The sequence below is a fragment of the Polyangium fumosum genome (assembly GCF_005144585.1).
GTDB classification, from domain to species: Bacteria; Myxococcota_A; Polyangia; order Polyangiales; family Polyangiaceae; genus Polyangium; species Polyangium fumosum.
This window is the reverse complement of the sequence record NZ_SSMQ01000003.1, coordinates 182802-194003: the sequence shown is the minus strand read 5'-3', so window position 1 is coordinate 194003 and position 11202 is coordinate 182802. Positions and strand designations below refer to the sequence as shown.

The following is an 11202-nucleotide window of genomic DNA, read 5'->3' as shown; positions in this document are numbered from 1 at the left end:
CCGAGGTTCCCCAACTCATTCGTCTTTGGCAGGACGGTAAAGCTCCACGCCCGAAGCACCAAACGTCGTACGCAAAGGCTCGCGTTCGCCATGAGGCCACGCCGCGGGGGTATGGCGCAAGAGAGGATGGGGGCGGAGGGATTCGAAGAGGACGTGGCAAGGGTCGTCGGCCGCGCCGCCGAGCTCGGGCATTGCGTTGAGCCCGAGGCCGGGGCGGTCCCGCGGGGGCTCGTCGCCGAGGGCCTCGGCGAGGGCGCCGGCCATGTCGAGCAAGGCCTCGCGAATGCGCGCGTCCGCGCTCGCACGGGCCGCCGCGCGCATGGCCTTCACGGCCGGGCGTGCTTCCGTTCCGAGGACGTCCTTGCCAGCGGCGGAGAGGGCCGTCGCGAGCGAGAGGCGCAGCTCGGGCGAGCGCGCGGCGAGGAGGCGCGCGACGAGGCGCGGGGCGATTTCGGGAGGCCATTCGTCGGCCTCGCGCGCGAGGGCGTTGACGGCGCGGATCGGGGGTTCGTCCGGGGTCGCCAAGGAGGATGCAATACGCGCAAGGGCGGCGGCGAGCGCGGCGCCGCGGGCCCCCTCTTCGAGCAGGACGACGGCCGCGGCGAGGGAGCCGGGCGAGGCGCCGGCGGCAATACGCGCGAGGCGCGGGACGTGCTCGGGGAAATGGGCGAGGACGGCATACAGGCGCGCACGTTCGTCGAGGGTCTCGGCGTGGACCGATTCGAGGCGCGGGAGGGCCTCTGGCGCGGCCGCGCGCTCGATGGTGTCGAGCAAATACGAGGCGACGAGGGGGCAGGCGCGGACGTCGTCCCGGTCGAGGAGGCGCACGAGCTCCTCGCTTTCGGTCGGGTCGAGGCCACGCACCTCGAAGGCGACGGTGGCCGCGAAGAGTTTGTCTGGGTGGGTGTCGCGCAGGTGTGGCACGACGAACCGGTACCGACCGGGCGGGAGGATACGTTCGCCGCCCAGGAGGGGGAGTTCGGAGACGATCGTCGCCGCGGAGGGGGCGAGCTCGGGCTGGGCGGAGACGGTGAGGCAATACCCTTGGGGGGGCGGAAACGCTCGATAGACGTCGTCGAGGCCGAGCCGCTCGATCGTGCCGAAGAGGCCGGGCCAGTGGCGCGCGCCGCGGATGGGGTCGGGGTTCTTGTTGACGAGGCGAAACGCAGAGAAAGGAGTATCGCCCTGGTGGGGTTCGAGGAGGACGAGGGACGTCTCGCCGCCGGGATTCGTGGGTTCGGACGCGGGCGGGTCCGGCGCGGCGATCGCAGGGCCGCGCGCGGCGGCCTTACCCCCGCGCGGGAGGGTCGGCGCGCCGCACCCGACGACAAAAAGCAGGCAGAGCGCCGCGGGAGCGCTCGCGAGGCGGGCGGAACGAGGCATCGCGGCATCGTTGGACGCGTGGGCGTCGATTGCCTTGGGCTTCCTCGATTCTGGCGTGCTGGGCCCGCTCACGTCCGTCGCCATGGATCGTTTCGTCGCGCCTCGCGCGGTAAGAGGGCGCGCTTGCGGGGGTACGAACGGCTCGATAGACTCCGCCGCGATGTCCAAGGAGACGTGGGCCTGCGATCCGTCGCCGGGGCGGTATCGAATCGGGGAAGGTCCGTTTCGCGTCCGCGGCGTCATGTACATGGGGTATTTCGAGTACGCGACCAAGCGCACGCCCGGCGGCCTGCCGGCCGTGTACGCCGCGATGGCCCACCCCGAGGTCGAGGCGTTTCTCGAACGTACGATTTTTCTCGCGGCGTCGAGCTACGACATCGTGCCGATCGTCCATTTCGCCCGCGCGCTGGCGAAGGTCGAAGGGACGTCCTTCGACAAATTCGTGCGGGGGCGCGCGCGTTATGCAGGCGAGCACAACGTGATGGGGCTTTACCGCGCCCAGATGCGCAGCTCGTCGGTCGGGGACATGGCCGTCCGGCTGCCGCGGATCTTCGAGCGGTATTTCGGCCATTGCCGCGCCGAGATGTCGCACGCCGGCGAGGGGCTCGTGGAGGGGCTGTTCGCCGGGATGCCGGCGCCCTTGCTCGGGTATTACGTGTGGTGCAACGAGGGTTTCATCGAGGGGGCGCTCAGCGCCGCCGGCGCGCGGGACGTGCGATATTCGTGGTCGGCCCCGATTCCGGACGGCGAGCGCGACGGGACGCCGCAAAAGGCCGTCACGGTCCGGATCACCTGGGCGGTTTGAGCGAGGGGGCTTTCGCTCGGCAAGCCGAGCTCCCGCCCCCGCTCATTCGTCGTCCTCGTCCTCCGGCACGACCTTCCCTTCGTACAGGGCAAACGCGACCTCGAAGCCGTCCTCCTCGAACGACGCGACGACGTCGTCGAACGAGGCATTCTCGTGATACCCGAAGCCGATCTGATCCGTCGGGCCGAGCACGCCCTGGAGCGCCTCGCTTTCGGCCGCGGCGAACGAGCGCAGGACGCCGAGCAAGGTCTCGGCGGCGCCACGCGGGACGGGCTTTTCGGGGTGCCGCACGAAGAGCTCCATCAGGTCCGCGTCGTCCTCGATCAGGAACCAGATGGGCCGCTCGGCGTACTTCTTGACGAGCGTGGCGTCGGCGAATCCGCGCAGATCCCCGAATCGACCGAGGACGACCGTGGGCGCGAGCTCGTCCTCGTCGTCCTCCTCCTCGCCTTCTTCGCCCTCGTCGAGCTCGCCCTCGTCGAGCGGCGAAGGCTCCTCTTGCTCAGGCGCTCGTCCTTGCGCCTTCGGGTCCCGTCGTTTGTCCATCGTGCTCACCGGGGTCCTCGCTCCACGTCGATCCACAACCGCTCGCGTGGGTGTCCCCGATGGACGTGTCCATCGACACCCACGCGTCGTCGTTTTTACCCCACCACGGCCGCGTCCGCGACTAGGATGGAGCGTCGCCTCGCGCCGGCCCCTCGCTTTTCGCGGAGGGGATCGCCTGCGGGAGTCGCCCATGCGTTTCTCGCCCCTCGCGGATAGCCGCCTCGAAATCCTGAATCTGCTCGACCTGCCCGTCTGGATCACGGACCCGGACGCGGTGCGTATCGTGTGGGCGAACCGCGCGGCCGTGGCCCTCTGGCGCGCCGAGGACGTGCGCGAGCTCGTCAACCGGGACCTCGCCCCGTCGCCGACGATCCGCGCGACGTTGCAGCAGCTCCGCGAGCGCGTGCAGACCGGCGAGCGGTTCGGGTCGGAGCGGACGATCTATCCAAAGGGAGAAGCCGTCCGCGTGCACATGAGCTTCAAGGCATTCCCGCTGCCCGACGGCCGCGGGGGCCTGCTCGTCGAGGCGACGCCGATTCGCGATGCGTTCGACCCCGAGGTGGTGCGCGCCGCGGAGGCCGTCCGATATGCGCCGCTCGTGGTGACGACCCACGCGCTCGACGGCTCGCTCCTGCAAGCGAATACGCTGGCGCGCACGACGTTCGGCAATGCATTCTCGTTCGCGGGGATTTTCGCCGAGCCTGCGGAGGGGGCGCGCGTGCTCGCGCACGTGGCGGGGGGCGAGCCGTTTTTCGAGGACGTGGAGGTCGTGACGACCGAGGGGACGCGGTGGTTTTCGGTCGCGGCGCGGCCGATCCCGGATGCCGTGACGGGCAAACCCGGCATTCTGGTGAGCGCGCACGACATGACGGCGCGTATCGAGGCGGAGCGCGCGAAGGACGACCTCGTGAGCGTGGTGAGCCACGAATTGCGCACGCCGCTGACGGCGATCCGGGGCGCGATCGGGCTCGTCGTGGGCGGCGTGGCGGGAAAGGATCCCGCGCTCCAGGCGGAGCTTCTGCAAATGGCGTCGGAGAACGTGCAGCGGCTCGGGCGGCTCGTGGACGATCTGCTCGACGTGCGAAAGCTCGCGGCGGGGAGCATTTCGCTCAAGCTCGCGAACGTGGATCTCGCGGACGTGGTGCAGGGCGCGGTGGAGCTCTACGCGCCGGCGGCGCGGGCGAAGGAGATCGTGGTGGAGACGGACGTGCCGGCGGGGATGCCGGTGTTCGTCGATCCGCAACGGATTCAGCAGGTGGTCCTGAATTTCCTGTCGAATGCGATCAAGCACTCGCCGGCGGGGGAGGTCGTGCGCGTGCATGCGCGATCGATCGCCGAGGGGTTCCGTGTCGAGGTGGGGGATCGGGGGCCCGGGGTGCCGGAGGCATTTCGGGACAAGATTTTCCGGCGGTTTTCGCAGGCCGACGCGTCGAGCACGCGCAGCATCGGCGGGACGGGGCTCGGGCTCTACATCGCAAAGACGATCGTGGTGATGCACGGCGGCCGCCTGGGATACGAGAACGGGAAGGCAGGCGGGGCGGTGTTTTTCTTCGAGATGCCGGCGCGGGCGACCGATTAGCGCGGGGGGCCGGTGAGCTTTTCGGGCGGCGTTTTGTCGAGGAGCGCTTCGCGGAGGAAGGCGAGGAGGGCGCGTTTTTCGTCGGCGGAGAGGCCGAGCGCGCGGACGTCGGGGTCCTGGTTCGGGACGGGGATCCCGAGGCCCTTGCCGCCGCCCTTGTCGTAGAAATCGACGACCTCTTCGAGCGTGCGGAAGGCGCCGTGGTGGAAATACGGCGCCGTGCGCGCGACGTCGCGGGTCGTCGGGGTCTTGAATGCGCCCTCGTCGGCCGGGCGTGAGGTGAGAGCGCCGCGGCCCCGGTCCGCATCGAGGGTGGTGCCGCCGGGTTTGTCGGGGACGCCGAGGACGGCGAAGATGGGAACGGCGAAATCGAGCGGGCGGGAGCCGCCGAAGAAAGGCGGAATGTGGCAGCGGGCGCAGCGGCCCTTGCCGGCGAAGACGTCGAGGCCGCGGCGGTGCAAGGGCGAGAGCGCCGTTTCGTCGCCACGGGCAAATACGTCGATCGGGGCGTCGCCGGGGACGAAGGCCTCGGATTCGAAGGCGGCGAGCGCGCGGCCGACGTTGTCGGTGGTGACGCCGGGCGTGGGGAGCGCCTGGAAGAGGGCGCGGAGGTCCGCGGCGGATTCGATGGCGTGGAGGAGCTCGTCCGTTTCGAGGCCCATTTCGGCGCGGGCGCGGATGACGCCGAGGGCCTGGCGCTCGGGCGTGAGCGCGCGGCCGTCCCAGAGCTGGGCGGCGTGCAGCGGGCCATAAAGCAAGGTCGGGGTATGGCGCAGCGTGACGGCCGGATCGAGGGAAGGCGGGCGGACGAGGCCGTCGGCGAAGCCTCTTTCGGGGACGTGGCAGGTTGCGCAGGAGCGAGCGTTGTTTTTCGACAAACGTTTGTCGAAGAAGAGCTTGCGGCCGAGCGCGGCCCAGGTGGCTTCGTCGCCGCTCGCGCTGCGCGGGCGGATGCGCGGGGCGGGGAGGGTGAGGGCCGAGACGGGCTCGTCCGCGTCGGCCTTCGCGACCGGGAAACGGGCGCGGTACGGCATTCGAACGGGGAGGCCGGCGGCGGCGACGAGGCGGCGGAGCGCGGCGCCGAGGCGGCCGGTGGCGAGGACGAAGCTCGCGCGGTCGTCGAGGTCGTCGGCGATCTTCGCGGCATCGAGGCGCACGCGGAGGGGCCCGGCGATTTCTTTCACGGATGCGAGGGCGGCCGGGGTTTCGGCGGTCCCGGGGGTCGCGAGGGCCGCGGAGGCGGATTCGACGAAATCGAGGGTGCCGCGGAGATCGGCGAGGACGGCGGCGGAGCCCTCGGGGACGCCCTGGAACGATTCGAGCGCGAGGGCGCCGAGGTCGTAGGCGGCGAGCGAGAGCGCATGCGCGACGACCCCGGGTACGGTCGGAATGCGGCGCGCTTCGCTCTGGAAGAGGCGCAAGGCGCGGTCGAGGGTGACCATTTCGACGCGCGCGGCCGCGGCGTCCCCGAGGACGAGGGCGGCGTCGAGGCGGAGGAGCGCGCCGCCGCCTTCGTCGATGGAGCGCGGGGGGCCGAAGACGACCTCACCGCCGAGGCTCTCCGGCCTGCGCCAGATCGGCGCGCCCGCGGCGAGGGAGCGGCGAAGGGCGAGGTAATGGGAATCGGCATCGCCGCGGCCCTGGGGCATTGCAGCCACGAGGGATTCGAGGGCCTCGAGGCCGCGGCGCGCAGGCTCCTCGACGATCCGCACGAGCGGGGAGGGCGGAGGCTCGGGCGGGGCCGTGGACACGACCGGCTTCGCGCTCGTGTCCGCGGGGGCGGGGGCCTCCGGCTCGTCCGGGCAGCCCGCGAGGAGCAGGGCCGCGAGGACGAGCGCGGCGAGGCGTTCAGGGCTCGAAGAGCGCTTTGCAGGCATCGAGTTTGGCCTGGTCGACCGTGGGCATCGCGAACGTGGGGGGCTCGGCGTGCGGGGGGTTTTCGAAGTCGAACATTTCCCAGGGCGCCTCGGCGTTCGCGTCGCGGTTCGTGAGGGCCGGCATCTGGAAGCGGGCCTCGATGAAGCGGACGATCGAGGTGTGGTCGTAGGTCTTGTGACCGACGAAATGCTTTTTCGCGTAGGGCGAGACCACGAGGAGGGGGACACGAACGCCGAGCTGGTCGAATTTCGCGTCGGTATCACCCGGCTCGAGCTTCGGGGTGATCTCGTCGGGCGGGCAGGCGGCCGGAGGCACGACGTGGTCGTAGAGGCCGCCGTGCTCGTCGTATGTGAGGAACAGGGCGGAGCGATCCCAGGCCGAGCTCTTCGCGAGGGCGTCGATGACGGTGGCGGAGAACTGCTCGCCGAGCATGGCGACCGCGGGCGGATGCTCGTCGTTCTGCGCATACCCTTCCCGCGCGATGCCCGGATCGACGAACACGACCTGGGGCAGGTTTCCGGTCTCGAGGTCGTAGAAGTAATTCTCGATCGGAACGAAATGCCCGTGCTCGTCCTTGCTGTACTGGAGGTACTTGTCGACGAAGATCGCGGCGCCGGGGGTGGTGGAGACGTACACGCGCCAGGAGACCTGCCGCAGTTCGAGGTAATCGAAGAGCGTCTTGTCCGGCGTGACGAACGTGTTGTGGACGGCCCCGAAGGAGCTCGCCGCGTAGAGGTACATGCGATTCGGCCACGTGGGGCCGGGGACGGAGGAATGGTAGTGGTCCGCGATGGCGAACTCGTTCGCGAGCCAGTAATAAAACGGCAGGTCGTCCTGGGTGTAGTAACCGAGGCCGCGGCGGCCGCTCAGCATGTCCTCGGGGGCGCCGGCGCTCGGCAACTCGTGCCAGCCGTCGTTGGTCTTGAAAAACCCGTCCATCTTGCCGCCGTTGATCTGCTCGTGCGTGCCGGTCCATTCGTGGTTCGTGTCCACGAAGCAGAGCTGGCTGTCGCGGAACGTGGCGACGGCGGTGTCGGTGTCGTCGGGGTTCGTGAAGTTCTCGGGCGCGACGTCGACGTCGTCCTGGCCGTACTCGGGCAGCTTTTGGAAGTAATGGTCGAAGGAGCGATTCTCCATCATGACGACCACGATGTGATCGACGGGAATCTCGGCACCGTAGGGGTGCGACTTCCCTTGCGTCTCCGCGGGGAGCATGCCCGCCGTGTATCCGCAGGCGTCCCGCTTCGCGGCGGCCTCGTCGTCGCTCGGCGGGTCGACGTCGCGGTTCCATTCCGCGGGGCCCGGGGGCGGGGGCGGGGGCGGCAGGACCTCCTCGTCGGGCGTGCAGCCGACGAGGGCGAGGGTCGGGAGCAAAGCGAGGAGCAAAGAGCTGGAGCGGCGCATCGGCTCCATCATCGCGCGCGAGGTCGGTGGCTGGCTACGAGAAAATCAGGGCGCAGGCGGAGGGAGCGCGGCCGCCGGGGTCTGCTTGGACGTCACGGGCTTGTCGGGCGCAGGCTTGCCGGACGCGGGCTTGTCGGGCGCAGGCGGCGGGGTCTCGTTGCGGAACGTCGCGGGCTTCGTCGGCCCCTCGTCCGCCGCGGGCTTGCTCTCCGGCTTCGGCTCGTCGAGGTCCTCGCTCGGCGCGGGTTTGTCCTCGACGGGCGCCGCGACGGCGACGGCTTCGGCCTTGTCGTCCGGCGTCTCCTTGGCAGGGGCCGGCGCGGCCTTGGGCGGGGCCGGCTGCGCGACGTACACGACGACCTTGTCGCCCTGCGCGAGGGGGCTCGTGCGCGAGCGGTGGTTGATGCGCTCGAGCATGCCGAGGCTGAGATTGTATCGCTTCGACAACCCACGCCAGGTGTCGCCCTCGGCGGCGGCGATTTCAAGGCGTTTGCGGCCTTTCAGGTTCTCGAAATGGGTGAAGAACTCGGTGGAGCCGACGGGCAGGACACGGGCCTCGGGCTCCTCCAGGACGAGCGCATTCGCGAGGGCGCGCTCGCGCGGGACGAAGACCTGCAAGGTCATTCCGTCATGAAGGGCCGCCGAAGGGTCGAGCGTGTTCCAGCGGGCGATCTCGGCGGCAGAGACGGAGAGCGCGGAGGCGACCTCGCGGGCGGTGTCACCGGCGACGACACGATAAAAGACGCGGCGGCGATCGCGGTAGGTGAAGGCCTCGGCCGGAACGACGATGACGGGCTTCTCGCCGCGCACGCCGGAGAAGACGCTGGCGACGGTCGGTTTGTCGGGGCCGCCCTCGGGGACGAGGAGGACGGTGCCGGGGCGGACCTGCTCGCCGGAACGGAGGCCGTTCAAGGAGAGCAAGGTGCTCTTCGTGGTGCCGCGGAGGGCGGCGATGTCCTCGATCGATTCGCCCCAGCGGACGAGGTGACGTTCGAGTTTGTCCTCGCGCTCGAGGAGCTTGGCGACGGTCTTGGCCGCGCGGGCGCCGGTGCCGGGCGGGACACGGACGACGAAGGAGGCGCCTTCTTTGGCGTCGGGGCCGAGCGGCGGGGTGCGGCCGACGGGGAGCTGGGGGTTCAAGTCCTCGACGGCGTCGAGGTCGACGCCGGCCGCGGTGGCCACGGTGCGGAGCGCGACGCCGGGGCCGACGGAGAGTTTGTCGAAGGTGACCGCAGGCTCGGGCTCGACGCCGTCGCAGCCGAAGACGGCGCAATTCTTGGCGACGATCGCCATGGAGACGATCTTGGGGACGTAGAGCGCGGTTTCGAGCGGGAGGCCCGCTTCGAGGCGGCTGAGCTCCCAGAAGTCGTTCGTGTTGTATTTGCGAATGGAGGCGAGGAGGCCGCCATACCCCATGTTGTACGCGGCGAAGGCGAGCTCCCAGGTCCCGAAGCGGCGGTGGAGGTCGGAGAGGTAACGCGCGGCGGCGAGGGTGGAGCGCTCGGGGTCGAGGCGCTCGTCGATCCAGCGGTCGACGGTGAGGCCATAAATGCGGGCGCCCTCGGGCATGAACTGCCAGAGGCCGGCGGCGCCGACGGGCGAATGAATGGTCGGGTCGAACCCGCTCTCGACGAGCGCGAGCCAGACGACGTCCTCGGGCAAACCCTGCTCGCGAAGGACACGGCGAATGGCCGCGCCATAACGGCCGCTCTTTTTGACCCACGAGGCGACCATGGAGCGGCCGCGGGGGTTGTTCTTGTAAAACTCGAGGTAACGGAGGACGCGCGCATCCCAGCGGACGGGGATGTCGGGGAGGTCGAGCTTTTTGAGGAAGGAGAGGTCGGCCGGCGCCTGCGGCTGGAGCGGCGCAGGGAGCGGCGCCGAAGGGGGAACGCCGGTGGCGAGGAGGACGGGGCCGCCCCGATCGAGGGTAGGCAGGTCGTCCGAGGGCCAAGGCGCGCCGGCATTCGGGGCCGCAGAGAAGAGCGCGAGGTCGAGCTCGCGGAGGGCGCGGAGCTCGGCCGATTCGTCGACGCTGCGATGCTGCGTCGGCGGCAACCCAGCGATGGCGCGGCGCGTTTTCTCGTCGGGCTCACCGGCTTCCCCGGGCTTGCGTGTGAGGGGTTTTTTGCCGGTAGGCTTCTTGGCGGCGGGCTTCTGCGCAGGTTTCGCGGAGGCCTGGGGCTTGGGCTTCTGCGCGGGCTTGGCGGCCGCAGGCTTGGCGGCCGCAGGTTTCAACCCGGCAGGCGCAGGCTTCGGCTGGGCGAGGCTCGGCGGAGAAACGAGCGCGCCGGCGAGGAGCCAGCCGGCCGTGACGAACACGCGTGCGGCCTTGGGAAAGCGCATGACCCGAGGGCGGGTGTCTCACGGTGGGGACGCGGGGTCAACTTTCGCGCGGGGGCGTGGAAATGCTGCGTGAAGGCGACGATGTTGATGCGCGGGGGTGCAGAGGAAGGAGGGCGAAGCGATCCGACCGGAGCCGCCCACCTAGGACAACTGCGCCACCCAGTCCACGATCTGCGGCAGCCCCATGACCTCGTTCACCACGCCGGCCTTCACCGCCGCGCGCGGCATGCCGTAGACGACCGCGGTCTCCTCGCTCTCGGCGATGATCGTGCCGCCGCCGGCCCGGATCGCGCGGGCGCCGGCCACGCCGTCGTCGCCCATGCCCGTGAGGATGACGCCGTACGCCCGCGAGCCGACCGGCGCGAGGCTGCGCAGGAGGCGGTCGGCGCTCGGGATGTACCGGTCGTGCTGCGAGGGAGGGCCGACGCGCAGGCGGATCTCGTTCCAGCCCATGCCGCTCGGGCCCTGCGAGACGACCGCCTCCATGCACATCTTGCCAGGGCAGATGAACGCGCGGCGCGCCGTGACGATGTCGCCGTCGACGGCCTCCGACACGCGGATCGCGCTCTTCCTGTCGAGGCGCTCGGCGAAGGTGCGGGTGAACTTCTCCGGCATGTGCTGGGCGATGAGGATCGCCCCGGCGAACTTCTCGGGGACGCGGCTCAGGATCTCGAGCAGCGCCGTCGGGCCGCCCGTGGACGAGCCGATGCCGACGATGAAGCGCGCCGCGATGTTGGCGGCCGAGCGCGCGCTCGGCTGCTCGGGCTGCGGCGTGGAGAGGACCTGTGGCGTGGCCGTGGAGCGCGGCAGCGGCGGGATCGCGCTGTTGCGCTGGCTCACGGCCGCGAGCGGGCGCAGGTAACGGACGAGGAGGACCTTCTGGAGGATCTCGCGGCGCAGCGAGGTGTCGGGCGCGAGCCTCTGGCTCGGCTTCGCGACGAAGTCGACGGCGCCGAGCTCGAGGGCCTTGAAGACGTTTTCTTTTTGGCTGTAGCTCGACACCACGATCACGGGCGTCGGCTGGCGGACCATGAGGATGCGGAGGAACGTGAAGCCGTCCATCTTCGGCATCTCGAGGTCGAGCGTGATGACGTCGGGCTTGAGGCTCAACGCGAGGCGCAGCGCCTCCTCGCCGTCGCCCGCCTTGCCGACGACCTCGACCTCGTCGCTGCCGCTGAGGATGTCCGCGATGTTTCTTCGGTTGTAGGCGGAGTCGTCGACGACGAGTACCCGCAGCGGACCGGTCTTCACCACCGTTTCA

Annotated in this window: 8 protein-coding genes; 2 read left to right on the top strand and 6 right to left on the bottom strand. The window is 70.3% G+C overall.

The features are described from left to right. Positions 1-15: 15 nt before the first annotated feature. Positions 16-1383: a hypothetical protein gene (locus tag E8A74_RS04690; RefSeq protein ID WP_136927697.1), complete on the bottom strand. Its 1368-nt coding sequence runs from the start codon at positions 1381-1383 to the stop codon at positions 16-18. A gap of 160 nt (positions 1384-1543) precedes the next feature. Here E8A74_RS04690 and E8A74_RS04685 point away from each other — a divergent pair, with 160 nt between their 5' ends. After that, positions 1544-2188 (top strand): hypothetical protein, encoded by a 645-nt coding sequence (locus E8A74_RS04685; RefSeq protein WP_136927696.1) that lies wholly within the window; start codon positions 1544-1546, stop codon positions 2186-2188. Between the two features lie 42 nt (positions 2189-2230). Here E8A74_RS04685 and E8A74_RS51885 read toward each other — a convergent pair whose 3' ends face one another. Beyond that, positions 2231-2743: a hypothetical protein gene (locus tag E8A74_RS51885; protein ID WP_170228857.1), complete on the bottom strand. Its 513-nt coding sequence runs from the start codon at positions 2741-2743 to the stop codon at positions 2231-2233. Positions 2744-2924: 181 nt separating this feature from the next. Between E8A74_RS51885 and E8A74_RS04675 the strand changes: the two genes are divergently transcribed. Then, a complete protein-coding gene (locus E8A74_RS04675; protein WP_170228856.1) occupies positions 2925-4313 on the top strand; it encodes a PAS domain-containing sensor histidine kinase in 1389 nt (462 codons plus the stop codon). Here the strand turns inward: E8A74_RS04675 and E8A74_RS04670 are convergent. The 4 genes from E8A74_RS04670 to cheB form a co-directional block, all read right to left on the bottom strand. Continuing rightward, a complete protein-coding gene (locus E8A74_RS04670) occupies positions 4310-6190 on the bottom strand; it encodes a cytochrome-c peroxidase (protein WP_136927693.1) in 1881 nt (626 codons plus the stop codon). The two genes, E8A74_RS04675 and E8A74_RS04670, sit on opposite strands and share 4 nt — an antisense overlap. Further along, entirely contained in the window at positions 6162-7595 is a 1434-nt protein-coding gene (locus tag E8A74_RS04665) for a phospholipase C (RefSeq protein WP_170228855.1), read from the bottom strand. The genes E8A74_RS04670 and E8A74_RS04665 overlap by 29 nt, the downstream gene beginning before the upstream one ends. A gap of 45 nt (positions 7596-7640) precedes the next feature. Next, positions 7641-9941: a transglycosylase SLT domain-containing protein gene (locus tag E8A74_RS04660; protein ID WP_136927691.1), complete on the bottom strand. Its 2301-nt coding sequence runs from the start codon at positions 9939-9941 to the stop codon at positions 7641-7643. A 141-nt stretch (positions 9942-10082) separates the two neighbouring features. Then, positions 10083-11192: a chemotaxis-specific protein-glutamate methyltransferase CheB gene (gene cheB, locus E8A74_RS04655; RefSeq protein ID WP_136927794.1), complete on the bottom strand. Its 1110-nt coding sequence runs from the start codon at positions 11190-11192 to the stop codon at positions 10083-10085. Positions 11193-11202 lie beyond the last annotated feature (10 nt).

Coding starts and splice junctions, on each gene's coding strand:
- E8A74_RS04690 (WP_136927697.1), bottom strand. CDS start 1,383: ATGCCTCGTTCCGCCCGCCTCGCGAGCGCTCCCGCGGCGCTCTGCCTG.
- E8A74_RS04685 (WP_136927696.1), top strand. CDS start 1,544: ATGTCCAAGGAGACGTGGGCCTGCGATCCGTCGCCGGGGCGGTATCGA.
- E8A74_RS04675 (WP_170228856.1), top strand. CDS start 2,925: ATGCGTTTCTCGCCCCTCGCGGATAGCCGCCTCGAAATCCTGAATCTG.
- E8A74_RS04670 (WP_136927693.1), bottom strand. CDS start 6,190: ATGCCTGCAAAGCGCTCTTCGAGCCCTGAACGCCTCGCCGCGCTCGTC.
- E8A74_RS04665 (WP_170228855.1), bottom strand. CDS start 7,595: ATGCGCCGCTCCAGCTCTTTGCTCCTCGCTTTGCTCCCGACCCTCGCC.
- E8A74_RS04660 (WP_136927691.1), bottom strand. CDS start 9,941: ATGCGCTTTCCCAAGGCCGCACGCGTGTTCGTCACGGCCGGCTGGCTC.